This window comes from Streptomyces sp. NPDC002309, assembly GCF_053593375.1.
In genome coordinates this window covers 175886-193917 of the sequence record NZ_JBSFCI010000009.1, presented here as the reverse complement: position 1 = coordinate 193917, position 18032 = coordinate 175886, and the positions used below count along the sequence as shown (strand labels likewise).

The window sequence follows — 18032 nt, the reverse complement described above, 5'->3', positions numbered from 1 at the left end:
GCATTCGTACGTCACGCACCTGACGGAGGACGGGGTGGACCGCCGCTTCATCCAGCAGCAGGTCGGCCACGAGAGCGACAGCTCCCTGGCCATCTACACGCACGTCAGCGACGACTTCATGAACACTTCCCTGCACAAGGCACTGGCCCCGGCGTTCGCCGGAGCCTGACAGGAGGGACCCGGCGATGGCCGCCAAGCTCGACTACCACTGGCACCTGCGCAAAGTCATGGCCGACCGCGGGATGTTCTCCACCACCGACCTCATCCCTCCGCTTGCCGAGCGCGGTATCTCGCTGTCCTCGAGCCAGGTCTACCGGCTCGTCGTCGAGCGACCTGAGCGACTGAGCCTGAAGATCCTCATGGCTCTGCTCGACATCCTGGACTGCACCATGGACGACCTCATCGAGCCTATTGCGGTGGTCGGGGCCGTGAAGAAGCCGAAGAAGGCAGCCGTCGGCGGCACGGCACCCGACGCGGAAGGACTCGGCGGACTGCGGCCTAAGCGGGCCCGGATCAAGGGTGTTGACCGGTCGTGACCACCACCGACGCTGTCGACCGCGCCGTCGCGGACCCGATCGGCCTGATCACGGACCTGGTCGCGGATACCGAGAGCGAACTCGGCTCCGAGACCATCCAGACCGTGGTCACCGCGGTCGCGGGCGGCCGCGCAAAGTCACGGAACCTGGCCAAGTTCCTGGCGACGCGACCCGCCGCCCTGACCGATGGCCGGTCCCCGGCGCCACGGGCCGTCGGTGATCTCCTCATCGCCCTTCGCAAGGCCGGTGCCGCGGCGATCTCGCCGCCGGTCTGCGCGGACTGCGGGAAGGGGCTGCGAAGCCTCCAGCGGCAGGGCCAGGACTGGTACTGCTCGGTCTGCATCAAGGAGACCAGCGAGTGCGCCGCCTGCGGCAACACCCGGCGCGTCACGTTCCGGGATCGCAAGGGCCTGCCACGCTGTTCGATGTGTCCCGACCACGATGACCGTGACCCGGCCACGGTCGTTCACACGGTGATCAACACGATCGCCCCGGGCGCCGACCGCGACGTGGTCGCCGAGGCTCTGCGCCGGTCGGCGCCCCACCGTCCCCACTATCGCCAGCGAGTGGTCTGGTCCCTGGAGGAGAACCCTGGCCTGCTGACCGGCGAGGCCCATCTCGCTCCGCATCGCGCCATCTTGAGGTTCATCGACCTTCTGCACGAGGCTGGTGTTGCCGGGATCGTCCGACCGTCCTGCCCTCGCTGCCACCGGGTGGTTCGCATCGACAAGCCGCTCGACGGTCAGCGGGTCTGCCGCAACTGCATCGCCAAGTCCCGCGTCGAAGAATGCGTACGCTGCGGAGCCCGCCGCGAGCCGGCCACCCGCGACGACCGGGGGCGCCCGCTGTGTCCGAACTGCTTGGTCAACGACCCCGCGAACGTCGAGGTCTGCATCAACTGCGGAAAGCGGAAGCGAGTACAGAACCGCACCTCCAGCGGTCCTCTCTGCTCGAACTGTTGCCCCCTGCCCGTCCTCGTCTGCTCGATCTGCGGCCGCACCGCACCCGGCACCCACTCCCGTCTGACCGGCCTGCCCCGCTGCGGCGGCTGCGACCGACGCCACGCTCATTGCACCGCATGCGGGCGGCTTCGAGGCATCCACTCCGGGACCGCCGACGCACCGGTCTGCGGCCCCTGCACCGCCCCAGACGCCGAGCTCTGGCGCCCATGTCCCACCTGCGGGGAAGCGGAACGACTGCGAGCCGCCGGCCCGTGCCCTCGCTGCACTCTCAAGCAACGGCTCCACGAGCTTCTCGCCGACGACTCGGGCTCCATACCCCCGAAGCTGCAGGCCCTCAACGACGCCCTGGCCGAGACGGAACGGGCTGGCACGGCGATGCGCTGGCTCTCCGGCGGCATCGTCTCCACCGTTCTGTCCGATCTCGGATCCGGCCGTCGACCCCTGACACACGAGGCCCTGGACGAACTCCCGGCGGGCAAGGTCGTCGAGCACATCCGAAGCGTGCTCGTTGCTACCGGCACGCTGCCCCAGCGCGACGAGCAGATGGTCCGCCTGGAACGGCACGTGAACGATCTCGTCACCTCCCACACCACCGCTGAGGGACGGAAAATCCTGCACCGGTACGCGACCTGGCACCTCCTGCGACGACTCCGCCGACGCAGCCGCGGCAACGACATCACGCACACCCAGCTCACCGTCGTCCGCCAGCATCTGCGGGCAGCCGTCCATCTCCTCAACTGGCTCAACTGGCTCAACGACCAGCGTCTGACACTCACGACCTGCCGCCAGGCCGACCTTGAACGCTGGATGACCAGCGACGACGTCCGTCACCGCCGGGAGGCAGGCCACTTCGTGCGCTGGGCTCTCGCCCAGAAGATCGCACGCGATCTCAGCTTCCCGGCCGTCAGATGGAACGGCCCCACCCAGGCGATGGACGACGAGGCCCGCTGGGCCACCGCCCGCCGTCTGCTGCACGACGACACTCTCAAGTCCGAAGACCGCCTCGCCGGACTGCTGTTGCTCCTCTATGCCCAGTGGCCCGCGGCGATCTCCCGGCTCACCGTCGACCACATCGAGGAGACCGACGGAGCAGTCCGCCTCCGCCTCGGTGCCGTCCCGGTCGAGCTGCCCGCACCCGTCGCTGAACTGGCCCTCCAACAAGTCGCGGTTCGCCGCAGTCATGCCGTTCTCGCCCGGACGGATTCACCCTGGCTCTTCCCTGGCGGTCAGCCCGGCCGCCCGATCAGTGTCTGGGCTATGGGCGAACGTCTCCGCAAGCTCGGCATCCGGCTCGCCGAGACCCGCTCAACCGCTCTGTTCCAGCTCGCTACGGAGCTGCCTGCCGCAGTCCTTGCCCGCACTCTCGGCATCGACATCACTGTCGCCGTCAAGTGGCAGCGAGCCGCCGCCGGTGACTGGGCCGCTTACGCCGCCGACGTCAGCAACCGAATTCGAAAGGCTCCAGCCCCGTGACCTTCCAGGACCACCTCCGAACCCTTGCCGAGCGAGCAATCAGTTCGATCTCAGCGGCCGAGGCAGAGGACATCTACGTCATCTCGTTCTTCATCAACAATGAGAGGGACGACCCTCGACAGCCCACCTTGACCATCGGATACAACACCGCAGTTCAGTTCCGACGCAGCATCGCGGACGCCTCCGACAAGGCGGAAGCCCGCTGGAACTATGCCTTCTGGCTCCAGAACGAGCTCACGGTCATCGGCGACCTCACCCGAGACCCCGACGGAGCCACAGCACGCCGTCAGTGGATCACTGAACTCGGACTTTGGTACGACGACGAGCCCACGCACCCTGAGGACTGGATGACAACCGTGGGGCCGACCGCCTCGCTGATCGAGGCCAACTTCAACCAGGCATGCGTCCAGCTCGCTCGCGACCTCCACAACGATGGCGTCATCAAGAGCGCCATCGGCAAGCCGGTGCCCGTGGTCCTCCACGAGCTGGAGTACTACGAGGGGATCGCTCGCCGGACTGAGGCCGCCAACCCGCCCGGACTCGCCGATGACTTCACGGCGTGGGTCCGCACCGGCTGAGGCATTCGGGCAGTTCCAATACCCGACTCCACCATTACGGATCTCCGATCCGGCCGTCGTCGCCGACTACCACCGGGCCCTGGACGCGCTGGGCAAGCCGGCCGAGGGACATTCATGAGGGGCGTCATGGCTTCGACCGCCGCGCTGGTCGCCGCCCCGGAGCCGGTCCGCCGTCAGCGCCCCCGGCACTGTCCCGAGGAGCAGTACGTAGCGGTCGTCCGCAGCCAGGACAGCTTCAATCGCCAGTACCTCAACGCGAAACTGCGCTACTACCGCGACTTCCGGACCCGCTGGCCGGACCTGGAAGCCTGGTTCGCCGAACCCCTGGTGGAGCGGGCGGGCCGGCTGCCCGGGGAGTCCTTCCACCGCCCGTCGTTCCCCACCTCGCACCGGGCCCGGACCTACCTGACCTATCTGGGCCTGCGCGGGTACGCGACATTCGACTACCGGTGGATGTTCGCCGTCGGCCAGCTGCGTGTTCACGACCAGGCCGCCCTGCTGGGGATCGATCCGGGCACCATGGCGCTGGTCGAGGAAGCCGTCGCGCTCGGCTACAACCGGCTGTCGGCGAAGCAGGCGATGCACTGGTCGGTGGCCCGGATCGCGTTGCGCAACGGCCTGACCGACGTCGCCGACATCACCGGCGACCACGTCGCCGAGGTCTTGGAAGCCATCCGTCAGTTCCCCGAGGATCCGGAGTTCGCGTCCTTCTACCCGTCGGCGCAACAGTTCTACGAGGGCCCGGCGAAGAGCTGGATCACGCACCTGCACCAACTTGAGGTGGTGCTCTTCCACCGTGGCCAGACCGCCACACAGCCACGCAAGCTCATGCCGTCGTGGAAACCACCGCTGACGCTGCCTCCCCGGATGCTGGCCGTCGCGCAGAAGTGGCTGGCGGCCCGCAAACTGACCGACGCTCCCTCGACGGTGGACAAGCTGGAACTCGCGGGTGCGCACGTTCTACCGATGGCTGGAGGCCAACCACCCCGGCATCACGACGTTCGCCGACGTCACACGCGACCACTGCCTGGGCTGGATCGGGCACATCGCCGAAGCGCCGACCGAAAAGACCGGCAAGCCGCTCGGTGTCATGTCACGGATCCAGCGGATCTCCGGGCTGTCGCAGTTCTTCCGGGACACCGCGCTCTGGCAGTATCCCGACGTGCCCGGCCACACCCTCATCGGGGCAGGTGACGCACCCAAGTTCCCCCTGAAAGTGCCCCGCTTCATCCCCGACAACGAACTCGACCAGTTGATGCCAGCCATCGACGCGATCGCCTGCCCCTTCCAACGCGCCGCGCTGCTCGTGGCCCGCTGGTCCGGCGCCCGACGCACCGAGATCCAACGGCTGCCCATGTACTGTCTGGACCGCTACCCCGACGGCACCGCACGACTGCGTCTCTCCGGTCGCAAGACCTACAAAGAACGCGTCGTCCCCCTGCACGAGGACGCCGCAACGGCCCTGCAGCACGCCATCGACCTGCGCCGGAACGCACCCGAGAGACCGTTCACCGACGAACGCACCGGGGAGGAGATTCGCTATCTGTTCATGAGCCACGGTAAGCTCCTGTCGACCTTCTACCTGTTCGAGACGCCGATCCAGGACGCCTGCAAGGCGGCCGGACTGGTCCGCCCGGGCGGACGTGCCGGCACCGGACGCGGCACCGTCTCGGCCCACCGGTTCCGGCACACCGTCGGCACCCAGCTCGCTGAGCGCGGCGCGAAGCTCCACACCATCATGAAGGTGCTCGGCCACACCTCCGTCAGCATGGCCCTGGTCTATGCGCAGATCAGCGACCAGGAAGTACTGCGCGACTACAAGGCCGTGCTCGGCCCCGGCGCCACGATCGCCGGGCCGGCCGCCGACGAACTGCGCAACGGCTCACTGCCGGACACCGCGGTCGACTGGCTCACGACGAACTTCTTCAAGACCGAACTCGAACTCGGCCGCTGCCTCCGTCTCCCCGCCGAAGGCCCCTGCGAATGCGACCTCTACCTGACCTGCGCGAAGTTCGTCACCACACCCGAATACGCACCACGTCTGCGGGCCCGACGTGAAGTCGAGCAAACTCTCGCTCTCGACGCCGCCCAACGCGGCTGGGACCGCGAGGTCGAACGACACCGCTGCACCAGCGACCGCATCGACAAACTTCTCGCAGACCTCGGGCAACCCGCCCATCACGAAGAGAAAGCCGAAAACACCAGTCCGTGACCGCCACCCGGTGGGTTAACGGACCGGTCCTCGCTCATCGACGAGCACCGTGGGCGGAGACAAGAACACGTCAGCTTCCACCGGGCCGTAAGCGATGTTGAAGGTGTCGAGCCAGTACGACCAGCCCCGCACTCCCGCCGCGCTGCTGAAACGGTAGTTGAGCTGCCAGCGGACCCACTGTCCGGGAACAAGCCGTACGGCCGGGGGCCGTCGTGGCCGAGGAGGTATGGCAAAGAGGGGCTGGACCCGGGGCAGGACTCGCAACCGACCCTTGTCTTCGCGCAGCTGGACGTCGACCTTGCGCAGGTCTTCTTGGCCGTCGAAGGGGTCGAAGCCGTCGCTCTCATGCATGCGGACCACGTGCGCGACCGCGGGCGACATAGGCGGGACACGAAAGCCGACCGGGACGGCGTTCCTGCGAGCCGCGGCCTCCCCTCCACGAGACTGCTTCGTCCAGGACGTCCGTATCCACTGAACGGTGACCTCCACAACGCTTCCCCCCTGCCACCTCATCGAAAGCCTCACCCTATGTCCGCACCGACTGACAACACCGCAGAGGAAGATCAACTTGAACTGTCCACATAAACTCCGACATGGCCTTCGGCCTGTACAAGATGCTCGGCTTCCGCTTCGCCCCACGCTTCCGCGACCTCGCCGACCAGAGGTTCTGGCGGGCCGACCTGCCCGACGGCGAGACGCCGGCCGCCGGGTACGGGCCGCTGGAGGCCGTCGCCTGCAACAAGGTGAACCTCAAGCGCATCGTCACGCACTGGCCGGACATGCTCCGCGTCGCCGGATCGCTCATCACCAACCATGTCCGCGCCTACGACCTGCTACGGATGTTCGGACGCGAGGGCCACCCGACCCCGCTCGGCGCCGCATTCGCCGAGTACGGCCGCATCGACAAGACCATGCACCTGCTCGCCCTGGTCGACCCGGTCGACGACACCTACCGCCGGCTGATGAACCGGCAGCTCACCGTCCAGGAATCCCGCCACCGGCTCGCCCGCGCGATCTGCCACGGCGGCCGCGGCCAGATCCGCCAGGCGTACCGCGAGGGCCAGGAGGACCAGCTCGCCGCCCTCGGCCTGGTCCTCAACGCCGTCGTCCTGTGGAACACCCGCTACCTCGACGCCGCCGTCGCACAGCTCCGCGCCGAGGGCCACAACATCAAGAACGAGGACGTCGCACGCCTCTCCCCGCTCAAGGACCGGCACATCAACTTCCTGGGCCGCTACCTGTTCAACATCAAGGCCAGCGGCCCCGGCCAGGGCCTGCGCCCTCTCCGGGACCCGGACGCCGTCGAAGACGACGAGGGCAACGACTGAACCGGCCCGCGACTTACGGTGGAGACGTGGCGCATACCAGCCCGAGCTGTCAGAACGGCGGTTCGGTGGAGCAGGCGCCGTCCCAGGCGGGTGTGGTCGGTTTGCTTACCGGCTGCTGGAGGAGTCGTACAGCGTCATGGATGCGGCCGAGGTCGATAAGGCGCTCGGCCCGAAGAGAGCTGTTGACTTCCGGGTGCTGCGCGAGGACTGCGTCGGCTTCTTCGGCGCGGCCGGCTTTGTCAAGCATGTCGGACAAGGCCCAGGCCGCGTACCAGGTGTCACCCTCGGGGTGCGCCCGCGTCTGCTCGATCGCTTCGTCGAGCAGGCCGCAGTCGGCCATGAGCGGAAGCCGCATCTGGAAGAGGTCCCAGTACTCCATGCCATCGCCTCGCGCCTTGATGGCATCGAGGTGGGCCAGGGCCTCTCGGGACCGACCGTGGTCGGCGTACAGGGTGCAAAGAGTATGGACGAGCCAGTCCTCCGCGTCGTGTTCGGTGAGCACGCGCAGCAGCTCGATCGCCTCGTCGCTCCGCCCGTGCCGGACCAGGAGCTCGGACAGCGGCACAGCCACATGCCACATGCCGGACGGCGTGGCACCGAACGTGCGGTAGGCGGCGATCGCACCTTCCACGTCGCCGCGTTCCTCCAGCACTTCGGCAAGGCGCTGCACGGCGTGCCCGTGGAACTCGGACGCCGCGTACGCACGCAGTTCCGTGATCCGGCCGTGCCTGGCCAGCAGGTCGGCCAGCTGGTCACGGCCGTTGACGGAGGTGACCTCGCGGGTGTGCAGCAGCGTGATCGCCTCCTCGATCCGGCCCTGGCGTTCCCTGATCGTGGCGAGCAGGCCGACGGCGTTGGACGGTTCCATCCGGAGGCGGTCACAGTCCGGGTCGGCACAGGCAGGGACCGCCGCTTCCACCCGGGCCTCCAACAGGGCCGCCGCTTCCTCGTCCATGCCCGCCGCCGCGGCGGCGTCGACCAGGCACTCGGCGAGGAGCCAATCCTGGATCCCGGCGCGCAGCAGCATGAACGCCTCGCCGCTGCGGCCGTGGCGGGCCAGCAGGCGTGCGAAGAAGACCAGCGCCAGCCGGTCACCGGCCTCCGCGTACGGGCGGGACAACGCGATCGCCTCCTCCACCCGGCCCCAGCCCTCCAGCAACTCCGCCCGGGCTTGGGTCGCCGGCCACCAGTTCGTGGCGACGTACGGAGCGAGCACCTCCAACGCCTGCTCTCGCTGGCCCCGATTCCCGAGCAGCCGGGCCCACTCCAGCGCGCAGAACCACTCCCCGCGGCCAGCCTGGAACTCCACTTCCCGCTCATGACCGAGTTCAAGAAGTCGCGCCACCTGCCCCGGAGGAATGCAGCCCGTCAGCGTTCGGGTCCGGTAGTCAAGATCATCAGCATCCACGACAGCGCACCTTAGCCATCACCACCGACACAGCCCGCACGTCGGGGCCATCGCATGTGAGGGCAGGCGTCAATAAACGATCGTTTGACGACAGGCAGGCGGCGCGTCCAATGAACCCGTGCAATCCAGGGGTTCGCGGCGGCGCGAATCCAATCAGATCCGATGGTGATTGCTGACAGGGTTTGACGACAGATAGGGTCCGATCCTCCGTACGGAAGGGGCCCTTCGGTGGCGAACCTGGTCTACAAGCGGGTCTCGACCGACCAGCAGTCCACCGCCCGGCAGAACCTCGTCCTGGCCGAGGCCGGGATCGAGGACCCGGTCGTCTTCGAGGAGGACCCCGGCACCTCCAGCCGCCTCCACCCTCTCCAGCGCCCGAAGTTCGGCGAGCTGCTCACCTACGCGCGGCCGGGCGACACCGTGCACATCTCCGAGATGTTCCGCCTCGTACGCGGCACCGGACACATCCTCGACGTGCTCGACGTCCTCCACCGCGACCAGGTGGCGCTGCGCATCCACGACGGCGCGTTCTCCGCGATGGACCTCACCGCCCGCCACCCGCGCACCGGCGAGCTTTTGTCCACAGTGAAGTTCATGGTGCAGACCCTCGCCGCCGCCGGCGAACTCCAGCGCGACCTCCAGCGCGAGCTCACGTACGACGGACTGCGCGCCGCAGAGGCCAAGGGCAACAAGGGCGGACGGCGCCCCGCAGTCCCGGCCGGCAAGACCGCCGACGTGCGCGCCGCGTACCTGGAAGGCCGCTCGATCGCAGCCCTCGCCCGCGATCACGAGGTCAGCCGCGGCGCCATCCGCACCGCCGTTGCCGACCTCCTGCCCGACCACACCGCGCCCACGGAGGACGCCCCCGCCCCGGAGCTGCCGATCACCCTCGACATGCCCGGCAAGGTCGCCGACTTCCTGCGCGCCACCGAGCTGGAGCCCACCGAGCGCGCCGCGCTCGACCAGGGAGTGACCGTACGACGCGGCCAGGGCTACACCCTGCGCGTCACCGCCGTCCCCGCCGTGCACCATGGACTGCTCGCCCGCTGCCAGCCGCTCGACGGCACCCAGGACGTCCGGGCGATCCCGGCCCAGCGCAAGGCCCGCCGCGAGTACGAGAGCCGGGTGAGCGCACTCACGCTGTCGGGACCATGATCGTTCTCACCGGGATTTCCTGTACGCCGACTACTCACACCCGGACCCCTGATTTTGAACACGGGTTATGCGGCTTCGGCCAGCGTCGTTGATGTTGTTCGGAGTGCTCGCTCGTAGGCGATGGGGCTGCGGTGTCCGAGGCGGGAGTGGCGTCGGACGGTGTTGTAGCGGTGGAGCCAGCGGAAGAGGCCCAGGTGGGCCTCGCGCTCGGTGTCCCAGGCCCGGCGGCCTTGGAGGGTCTCCCGTTTGCAGGTCGCGTTGAACGACTCGGCGAGTGCGTTGTCCGCGCTGGAACCGACCGCGCTCATGGACTGGGTGACGCCGGTCTGGCGGCAGGCGTCGGAGAAGGCCCGGCTGCAGTATTGCTCGGATTCAACAGGTCGTTGCAACACCGGTTTGTTGGAGCAAGAGTAGCTGCTCGTTGAATGCCTCGGCCGGACGCCCCTCACGGCATGCGGGGAGTGACGTGTACAGGTCATCGCGACGGCGCAGACGACGGACAGCGGCTGGACCTGGACCCAGACAGCCGTGCTGATCGTCCCCTGCATCGCCCTCTTCGGCGCGTACCTGACGTACACCCTCGGTCAGCGGGCCGTACGCAGAGAAAGCCGGGCCAAAACCGTCGCCGAAGCATTGACCACGGTCGAGGAGTACCTGGAGATGCCGTACCACATACGGCGCCGGCCCAAGTCCTCCTCCGCCGTGCGGCAACAGCTCACCGACGAGGTCAGCGGCCTGCTCGCACGGATGGCCTTCCACCAAGCCTGGCTGCAGATCGAGGCATCAGCCGTCGCGGGTCCCTACTCGGCTCTCGTAGCGACGGCTCGAGCAGAAGCTGGCGCGCAGATGAGCCTCGCCTGGCAGCAACCCCCGCTCACCTCCGATAGCGGGATAAACCTCGGCGTGCCGTATCCCCAGGACCGATCAATCGCGGCTCGAGCCAATTGTATTGCAGTGATGCGCGGGCACCTCTGATGCCGACCAAGCTCGTCACGTCAGCTCCCCGGCGTCCGGTGAAGCTCATCAGTCTCCACCTGACGCGAGCAGACTTCACGGTATGGCGAAGGCCAGTCCTCGCGCACGGTGGGGCTCCGGTCCGACTGTGGCAATGCCCTGACGGGAGAGGAACCGCCGGATGAAGCGGCTATGACCGCTCCAGAGGGCGTCTCGTTTGGTGCGGCCGGATGTCACTCCTACAGTGACGTCAGACGCGGCACTATCCGAGGAACGACAACCGCACCGTACGGTCGTGATTCGAGACGTTCGTGTCCACCAGGCACACCGACTGCCACGTTCCCAGTTCCAGACGCCCACCCACCACCGGCAGGGTCGCGTGGGGCGGCACGATCGCCGGAACGACATGGTCACGTCCGTGGCCGGGGCTGCCGTGGCGGTGCTGCCAGCGGTCGTCGGCGGGAAGCAGGGTGTGCAGGGCGGTGAGGAGGTCGTCGTCACTGCCGGCCCCCGTCTCGATCACGGCGATGCCGGCGGTCGCGTGGGGGACGAAGACATTGAGCAGACCGTCGCGGCCCGCGGCCACCTCCCCCAGGAAGGACTCGCAGTCACGGGTGAGGTCGACGACCGTCTCCTCGGAGCCGGAGGAGACCTGAAGGACTCGGGTGGTGAACGCGTGCGCCATGCCTCCCATCCTGACCCATGCCCCACCCATGTCCCGAGCCCGCACCCCGACAGCGGTGACACAACGGTCGCCCGGCCGCCGATACGAGGGTCCACTCCGCGAGACGGGCATTGACCACGAACATGCCATCTGGCTACGTTCAGCAGCATGTTGCGTTCAGCTCTGCTCACCACGCGCGGTCACATCGACCTGCTGCGGGTGGCTTCCGCCGCGTGTCGCCGCGGCTGCTGACGCCCTTCCCCCTCGCGTTGCCCCTGCGCAGGCCCTTGCCCCGCGTGGGGCAACCGCTCCTGCCGTGAGCGGGAGCGCACAGGACCGTCTCGTCGGGACACCGTGTCGCCGTACCACCGTGACGACATGACGACGTGACCCCATGACGACGTGACCCGGTGTCGCTGTGGCGCCGTCTCGCTGTGACGACGTGACCTCGTATCGCCGTATCGCTGGATCGCCCGGCTCCCCGTATCGCTGTATCGCCCTGGAGCAGCCATGAGCATCAGCCATGCCCCGCCGAACTCTCCCGAGCCCGATATTTCGCCTGTTTCATCTGACCTGCCTGTCCCCCTCGGCAAGGACGGGTACTCCGACCCCCACCCCGCCCTCCACCTCGATCCCCTGGTCCCCACGTCCTCCCGCCGCACCCGCGTCCCCCGTTGGCTCCGCCGCACCACCGGCCCGCTCCTCCTGCTGCTGCTCTGGCAACTGCTCAGCACCACAGGCATGTTGACCGCGGACATACTCGCCTCGCCCGGCCGTATCGCCCAGGTCGCCAGGGATCTGATCGCCGACGGTTCGCTGCCGTCGGCCATGGCGACCTCGCTGCGGCGCGTGGCGGGCGGACTGCTCCTGGGCACCCTCATCGGTACCGGACTCGCCCTGGTGTCAGGGCTGTTCCGTATCGGCGAGGACCTGGTGGACGCCTCGGTGCAGATGCTGCGGACGGTGCCCTTCGTGGGGCTCATCCCCCTGTTCATCATCTGGTTCGGCATCGGCGAGGCACCCAAGGTCGCCGTCATCACGCTCGGCGTGACCTTCCCGCTGTACCTCAACGTCTACGCCGGCATCCGCGGTGTCGACTCCCAGCTCATCGAGGCGGGTGAGTCGCTCGGGTTGTCCCGGTGGGGGCTGGTGCGGCATGTCGTCCTGCCTGGCGCGCTGCCCGGCGCGCTGACCGGCCTGCGCTACTCGCTGGGCATCGCCTGGCTCGCGCTGGTCTTCGCCGAGCAGATCAACGCGGACGCCGGGATCGGCTTCCTCATGGTGCAGGCACGCGACTTCCTGCGGACCGACGTGATCGTGGTCTGCCTGATCGTCTACGCCTTCCTCGGCCTGCTGGCCGACTTCGTCGTCCGTTCTCTCGAAAGGCTGCTGCTGCAATGGCGACCGACGTTCACGGGCCGGTGAACACCCGCACGGCGGTGCACGTCAAGGGGCTCACCAGGACCTTCGACGGCCGCGCCGTCATCGGCGACCTCCGACTGGAGGTGGAGCAGGGCGAGTTCGTGGCGCTGCTCGGCCGCAGCGGCTGCGGCAAGTCGACCCTGTTGCGCATCCTGGCCGGACTCGACAGGGACATCGAGGGCACCGTGCTGGTCCCGCGCCGCAAGGCCGTCGCCTTCCAGGCGCCGCGGCTGATGCCATGGAAGAAGGTGTGGCGCAACGTCCTGCTCGGCTTGCCCGGCCGGCCCGACCGCTCCGTCGCCGAGCACGCCCTCGAAGAGGTCGGTCTGAGTCACCGTACGAACGCTTGGCCCAAAACCCTGTCGGGCGGTGAGGCCCAGCGCGCCTCGCTGGCCCGCGCCCTGGTGCGCGAGCCCGATCTGCTGCTGCTCGACGAGCCTTTCGGCGCCCTCGACGCGCTCACCCGCATCACGGCTCAGCGCCTGGTGGGCGAGTTGTGGCAGCGGCGCGGCTGCGCGGTGCTGCTCGTCACGCACGACGTCGAGGAGGCCGTGCTGCTGGCCGACCGCGTCCTGGTCATGGACGGGGGTGTGATCGCCCACGAACAGCGCGTCGACCTGGACCGCCCGCGTGACATCGCCGATCCCCGCTTCGCCGGGCTGCGTGCGGGACTGCTGCGGCACCTCGGCGTCGAAGCAGCCGCCTGATAGCGACAAGTTCTCTCGATGGCCACTTCCTCAACGGACAGGAACGGATCCGCCATGCGACCACGCCTCACCACCGCCGCCCTGCTCCTTCCTCTCGCCCTGCTGCTCACCGCCTGCGGGGGCAGCTCCGCCGCCGACTCCGGCTCGGACACCGACGGCAAGGGCTCCCTGACCCTCGACGTGGGTGACCAGAAGGGCGGGTCCGAGGCGCTCCTGCGTGCCGCCGGTGAACTCGACGACCTCGACTACAGGATCGAGTGGTCCACCTTCACCTCCGGCCCCCCGCTGCTGGAGGCCGTCAACGCCAGGGCCGTCGACATCGGCGGCGTCGGCAACACCCCTCCGGTGTTCGCGGCCGGAGCCGACTCCAAGATCACGGTCGTGGCCGCCTGGCACGGCACGTCCGACGGTGACGCCCTCCTCGTACCGAACGACTCGAAGCTCACCGGCACCGAGCAGCTCAGGGGCAGGTCCGTGGCCGTCGCCCAGGGGTCGTCCGCGCACTACCAATTGGTCGCCTCACTGCGCAAGGCCGGGCTCACGCCGAGCGACGTACAGGTGAAGTACCTCCAGCCGGCGGACGCGCTCGCGGCGTTCACCAGCGGCAAGGTGGACGCGTGGGCGGTCTGGGATCCGTACACCTCGCAGGTGCTGCACGCCGGGCAGGGCCGCGTCCTCACCACGGGCCGGGGCGTGACCAACGGTCTGACCTTCCAGGTGGCCGCCCCCGGCGCGCTGCGGGACAAGGCGAAGGCGGCGGCGATCGAGGACTACCTCGACCGCCTCAGGCGCGCCCAGGACTGGGTCCACGAGCACCCGGAGGAGTGGGCGAAGGTGTGGGCCAAGGACACCAAGCTGCCCTACGAGGTGGCGCTGGCCTCGGTCAAACGCTCCAACGGCACTCGCGTACCGGTCGCCGTCGACCAACCACTGATCGAGTCCGAGCAGGAGATCGCCGACACCTTCGCCGGCCTGAAGCTGATCCCGGGCAAGGTCGACTTCGGCGCCTTCGTGGACACCCGCTACAACGGCGACCTGCCGCCGTCGAGCACCGCTCCCCACGTCTACAAGGAGAAGTGACATGACCGTGCGACTCCACTGGTTCCTGCCGACGGGCGGCGACGGCCGCACGCTCGTGGACCGGCACGCCTACGCCGCGAACGGCTCCGGCCCGGTCCGCAAGGTCGGCGGGGTCCGCGCTCCTGACCTGGACTATCTCGTGCAGATCGCCAAGGCGGCGGAGCAGTTGGGCTTCGAGGCGGTGCTGACGCCCACCGGAACCTGGTGCGAGGACGCCTGGCTCACCACGGTCGCCCTCGCTCAGCACACCGAGCGGCTGAAGTTCCTGGTCGCCTTCCGACCCGGGGTGATCTCGCCGACCCTCGCCGCGCAGATGGCGTCGACCTATCAGCGCCTCACCCGCGGGCGGCTGCTGCTCAACGTCGTCACCGGCGGCGACTCAGCCGAGCAGCGCCGCTTCGGCGACCACCTCGACCACGACGAGCGGTACTCCCGCACCGACGAGTTCCTGTCGGTCGTACGCGGGGTGTGGCAGGGCCGGCCCTACGACTTCCACGGCGCGCACTACGACATCGAGGGCGGGCTGACCGCGCTGCCGCCCGACCCGCTGCCGGAGCTGTTCTTTGGCGGGTCGTCTGCCGCGGCCGGCCCGGTCGCCGCACGTCACTCCGACGTGTATCTGACCTGGGGCGAGCCGCCCGCACAGGTCGCGGAGAAGATCGGCTGGATCCGCGCGCTGGCCCGCCAGGAGGGCCGTACCGTCCGCTTCGGCGTCCGGCTCCACACCATCTCGCGCGACACCTCGGCCGAGGCTTGGGGGGTGGCGCACCGACTGCTGGACGACCTCGACGCCGGCACGATCGACGCGGCGCAGGCGGCGCTCGGTCGCAGCGAGTCGGTGGGGCAGCGGCGGATGCTGGCGCTGCACGGAGGCTCACGGGAGCGACTGGAGATCTACCCGAACCTCTGGGCGGGCGTGGGCCTCGTCCGTGGCGGGGCCGGGACCGCGCTGGTCGGCAGCCATGCCGAGGTCGCCGAACTGATCGCGGAGTACCACGCACTCGGCGTGGAGCACTTCGTGCTCTCCGGCTATCCGCATCTGGAGGAGGCGTACTGGTTCGGGGAGGGAGTGATTCCGGAGCTGGCGGCACGTGGGCTGCTGGGTGGTACGCCCGAGGTGGCGGCGGGTGCGCCACTGCTCGTTTCGGGCGGACGGTGATCCGACGCTTCAGGACACCGCCCGCCCGCCGGTCCCATTGACCTCGGTCGTCTCGGTGATCGCCCCCTCTCTCGGTGATCGCTCTCGTCCCATTTCTTGGTGATCCCCCTCTCGTCCCATCTCCTGGTGATCCCTCTCGTCCCGGTGATCCCGCCTCGTGTCAGTGATCTTCCTGGTGCCGTCGCCTCCCTTGACCGCGCCGATCCCCTGGTCGCAGCGATCTCGGTCACTGTGGTGGGCAACGGGGAAGATCCATGACGGTGGCGCTGTTCGTACCGTCGTGAACACCACGGATGAGGTCGATGTTGTCGTCATAGGCGCTGGTCAGGCAGGTCTGGCCGGCGCCTATCACCTGCGGCGGAGCGGGTTCGAACCCGACCGCGACTTCGTGGTGCTGGACCACTCCCCCGGTCCCGGCGGTGCCTGGCAGTTCCGCTGGCCCTCGCTGACGTACGGCAAGGTGCACGGGATGCACGCGCTGCCGGGAAGGGAACTCGTGGGCGCCGATCCGGCGCGGCGGTCGTCCGAGGTGATCCGGGAGTACTTCGCCGCGTACGAGAAGGAGTTCGATCTGCGGGTACGGCGGCCTGTAGACGTACGGGCCGTCCGGGACGGCTCCGACGGTCGGCTCCTCGTCAAGACCTCCGCCGGGAACTGGTCCACACGGGCGCTGATCAACGCGACCGGGACCTGGGACCGGCCCTTCTGGCCGCGCTACCCGGGCCAGGAGGTCTTTCGTGGACGCCAGCTGCACACCGCGCAGTACCCCGGGCCCGAGGAGTTCGCCGGGCAGCGGGTGATCGTCGTGGGCGGCGGTGCGTCCGGCACGCAGCATCTGCTGGAGATCGCCCCGTATGCGGCCGCCACCACCTGGGTGACCCGTCGGCCGCCGGTCTTCCGCGAGGGGCCGTTCGACGAGGACGCGGGCCGCGCGGCCGTCGCACTCGTCGAGGAGCGCGTACGACAAGGACTGCCGCCGCGGAGCGTGGTCTCCGTGACGGGGCTGCCGCTGAACGACGCCGTTCGGCAGGGCCTGGCCGACGGGGTGCTGGACCGGCAGCCGATGTTCGTCCGCATCACCCCCGACGGCGTGGAGTGGGAGGACGGACGGCACGTCGATGCCGACGTCATCCTCTGGGCGACGGGTTTCCGGCCCGCCATCGAACACCTCACGCCCCTCCGGCTGCGCGAGCCGGGCGGTGGCATCCGCGTCGAGGGGACCCGTGCGGTCGACGACCCGCGTGTCCATCTCGTCGGCTACGGCCCGTCGGCCAGCACCATCGGGGCCAACCGGGCGGGCCGGGCGGCGGTGCGGGAGATCAGGCGGCTGCTGGCGACGACGCGGGAAGGGCAGCAGGTGACGCGGGGGCACGAAGAACAGCTGGGCGGGACTGGCGCGGGTGGGGACGAAGGAGTGGGACGAGGCGGAGAGCAGGGGGAGTCGGTCGCCGCGTGACCCACCCGCTCCCACGGGACACCATGCCGCCCGCATCTTTGTGGGGAGGTTCCTGATGTCCCGTGGGCTCAGCGTGCCGGGCTCTGGCTTCTCTGCACGGCGTTGAACTCGGCGACGTTGCGCTGGTGCTGTGCGTAGTCGGCCGTGAAGCGGGTGTCGCCCGGCTTGACCGTGACGAAGTACAGCCAGTCCCCCGGGGTCGGGTTGATCGCGGCGCGCACCGCCTGCTCACCGGGGTTGTCGATGGGTGTGGGCGGCAGGCCCATCCGCTGGTAGGAGTTGTACGGGCTGTCGATACGGGTGTCGTCCAGCGTCGTCCTGAGGGTGTGGCGGTTCAGCGCGTAGTTGATGGTGGAGTCCATCTGGAGCGGCATGCCGCGCTCCAACCGATTGAAGACGACCCGGGCCACCTTCGCCATGTCGGCCTTGTTGCCGGCCTCGGCCTGGACGATGCTGGCGATGGTGACCGCCTGATAGACGTTCATGGCGTTGCGCTGCGCGCCGGCGGCGATCGGCGCGCCGTTGAACTTGTCGTTGGCGGTGTCGACCATCTTGGCCAGCACCTTCTCCGGCGTCGTGCCCTTCGCCAGCGGATAGGTCGCCGGGAAGAGATAGCCCTCCGGGTTGCCCTCGGCCTCGTTCGGCAGTTTGAGGTGGGCGCGGGAGACAGCCTTCTCGGTGGAGTCGGCGGGCAGGGCGAGGGCCTTGTCGACGGCGGCGAAGACCTGGCCGGCGCGCCAGCCCTCCGGGATCACCAGGGTCGCCGGTCTGGCCGGCTTCTCCTCGCCTTCCAGCAACAGCAACGGCACCGCCACGGCGGTGCCTGCCACCACGGCGCCGGTCGCGATGAGGGCGGCGCGGCCCCGGCGCGTCAGTCGGATCGTGCGAGTCGTGCTCCGTGGCGGAGTGTTCATCTGCATGCGGGCACGGTAACCCGC

The 18032-nt window shown here is 68.9% G+C and carries 19 protein-coding genes and 1 pseudogene; 15 read left to right on the top strand and 5 right to left on the bottom strand.

Annotated features, from left to right (window positions below):
• From ACWCPM_RS10940 to ACWCPM_RS10915, 6 genes are all read left to right on the top strand, one after another.
• On the top strand, positions 1-169 hold a 169-nt coding region (locus tag ACWCPM_RS10940; RefSeq protein WP_450975828.1), incomplete at its 5' end, for a tyrosine-type recombinase/integrase.
• A 16-nt stretch (positions 170-185) separates the two neighbouring features.
• On the top strand, positions 186-536 hold the full coding sequence (locus ACWCPM_RS10935) for a helix-turn-helix domain-containing protein (RefSeq protein WP_450975821.1): 351 nt from the start codon (positions 186-188) through the stop codon (positions 534-536).
• The gene (locus tag ACWCPM_RS10930) at positions 533-2971 is read left to right on the top strand and encodes a site-specific integrase (protein ID WP_450975820.1); all 2439 of its coding nucleotides are present in this window, start codon (positions 533-535) and stop codon (positions 2969-2971) included. Before ACWCPM_RS10935 ends, ACWCPM_RS10930 begins: the two co-directional genes overlap by 4 nt.
• Positions 2968-3549 carry a hypothetical protein gene (locus tag ACWCPM_RS10925; protein WP_450975819.1) on the top strand — a complete coding sequence of 194 codons (582 nt, stop codon included), beginning with the start codon at positions 2968-2970 and terminating at the stop codon, positions 3547-3549. Before ACWCPM_RS10930 ends, ACWCPM_RS10925 begins: the two co-directional genes overlap by 4 nt.
• A gap of 126 nt (positions 3550-3675) precedes the next feature.
• Positions 3676-4743 carry a hypothetical protein gene (locus ACWCPM_RS10920; RefSeq protein WP_450975818.1) on the top strand — a complete coding sequence of 356 codons (1068 nt, stop codon included), beginning with the start codon at positions 3676-3678 and terminating at the stop codon, positions 4741-4743.
• Positions 4640-5761, top strand: a complete 1122-nt coding sequence (locus ACWCPM_RS10915; protein ID WP_450975817.1) for a tyrosine-type recombinase/integrase — start codon at positions 4640-4642, stop codon at positions 5759-5761. Before ACWCPM_RS10920 ends, ACWCPM_RS10915 begins: the two co-directional genes overlap by 104 nt.
• A gap of 15 nt (positions 5762-5776) precedes the next feature.
• On the opposite strand, the gene ACWCPM_RS10910 is transcribed toward ACWCPM_RS10915, so the two are convergent.
• Positions 5777-6250, bottom strand: a complete 474-nt coding sequence (locus ACWCPM_RS10910; protein ID WP_450975816.1) for a hypothetical protein — start codon at positions 6248-6250, stop codon at positions 5777-5779.
• A 98-nt stretch (positions 6251-6348) separates the two neighbouring features.
• On the opposite strand from ACWCPM_RS10910, the pseudogene ACWCPM_RS10905 reads away from it, so the two are divergent.
• A pseudogene (locus ACWCPM_RS10905) lies at positions 6349-7089 on the top strand (Tn3 family transposase); the annotation flags it as partial.
• A gap of 49 nt (positions 7090-7138) precedes the next feature.
• Here ACWCPM_RS10905 and ACWCPM_RS10900 read toward each other — a convergent pair.
• Positions 7139-8398 carry a hypothetical protein gene (locus tag ACWCPM_RS10900; RefSeq protein ID WP_450975815.1) on the bottom strand — a complete coding sequence of 420 codons (1260 nt, stop codon included), beginning with the start codon at positions 8396-8398 and terminating at the stop codon, positions 7139-7141.
• Between the two features lie 327 nt (positions 8399-8725).
• On the opposite strand from ACWCPM_RS10900, the gene ACWCPM_RS10895 reads away from it, so the two are divergent.
• Complete coding sequence (locus ACWCPM_RS10895) at positions 8726-9652, top strand: recombinase family protein (protein WP_450975814.1); 927 nt, start codon at positions 8726-8728, stop codon at positions 9650-9652.
• Positions 9653-9717: 65 nt separating this feature from the next.
• Here the strand turns inward: ACWCPM_RS10895 and ACWCPM_RS10890 are convergent, their stop codons facing one another.
• Positions 9718-10041 carry an integrase core domain-containing protein gene (locus ACWCPM_RS10890; protein ID WP_450975813.1) on the bottom strand — a complete coding sequence of 108 codons (324 nt, stop codon included), beginning with the start codon at positions 10039-10041 and terminating at the stop codon, positions 9718-9720.
• Positions 10042-10180: 139 nt separating this feature from the next.
• Here ACWCPM_RS10890 and ACWCPM_RS10885 point away from each other — a divergent pair, with 139 nt between their 5' ends.
• The gene (locus ACWCPM_RS10885; protein WP_450975812.1) at positions 10181-10627 is read left to right on the top strand and encodes a hypothetical protein; all 447 of its coding nucleotides are present in this window, start codon (positions 10181-10183) and stop codon (positions 10625-10627) included.
• 241 nt (positions 10628-10868) lie between these two features.
• Here ACWCPM_RS10885 and ACWCPM_RS10880 read toward each other — a convergent pair whose 3' ends face one another.
• Positions 10869-11291, bottom strand: coding sequence for a secondary thiamine-phosphate synthase enzyme YjbQ (locus ACWCPM_RS10880; RefSeq protein WP_450975811.1), 423 nt, complete (start codon positions 11289-11291; stop codon positions 10869-10871).
• Between the two features lie 147 nt (positions 11292-11438).
• On the opposite strand from ACWCPM_RS10880, the gene ACWCPM_RS10875 reads away from it, so the two are divergent.
• The 6 genes from ACWCPM_RS10875 (at position 11439) to ACWCPM_RS10850 (ending at position 17094) form a co-directional block, all read left to right on the top strand.
• Positions 11439-11522: a putative leader peptide gene (locus ACWCPM_RS10875; protein WP_349817350.1), complete on the top strand. Its 84-nt coding sequence runs from the start codon at positions 11439-11441 to the stop codon at positions 11520-11522.
• 258 nt (positions 11523-11780) lie between these two features.
• A complete protein-coding gene (locus ACWCPM_RS10870) occupies positions 11781-12695 on the top strand; it encodes an ABC transporter permease subunit (protein WP_450975810.1) in 915 nt (304 codons plus the stop codon).
• The gene (locus tag ACWCPM_RS10865; protein WP_450975809.1) at positions 12668-13399 is read left to right on the top strand and encodes an ABC transporter ATP-binding protein; all 732 of its coding nucleotides are present in this window, start codon (positions 12668-12670) and stop codon (positions 13397-13399) included. Before ACWCPM_RS10870 ends, ACWCPM_RS10865 begins: the two co-directional genes overlap by 28 nt.
• Positions 13400-13453: 54 nt before the next feature.
• Positions 13454-14479 (top strand): ABC transporter substrate-binding protein, encoded by a 1026-nt coding sequence (locus ACWCPM_RS10860; protein ID WP_450975808.1) that lies wholly within the window; start codon positions 13454-13456, stop codon positions 14477-14479.
• 1 nt (position 14480) lies between these two features.
• Positions 14481-15638 carry an LLM class flavin-dependent oxidoreductase gene (locus ACWCPM_RS10855; RefSeq protein WP_450975807.1) on the top strand — a complete coding sequence of 386 codons (1158 nt, stop codon included), beginning with the start codon at positions 14481-14483 and terminating at the stop codon, positions 15636-15638.
• A gap of 280 nt (positions 15639-15918) precedes the next feature.
• Positions 15919-17094 (top strand): NAD(P)-binding domain-containing protein, encoded by a 1176-nt coding sequence (locus ACWCPM_RS10850; protein WP_450975806.1) that lies wholly within the window; start codon positions 15919-15921, stop codon positions 17092-17094.
• A gap of 68 nt (positions 17095-17162) precedes the next feature.
• On the opposite strand, the gene mltG is transcribed toward ACWCPM_RS10850, so the two are convergent.
• Positions 17163-18014 (bottom strand): endolytic transglycosylase MltG, encoded by an 852-nt coding sequence (gene mltG, locus ACWCPM_RS10845; protein ID WP_450975805.1) that lies wholly within the window; start codon positions 18012-18014, stop codon positions 17163-17165.
• Positions 18015-18032: the final 18 nt, after the last annotated feature.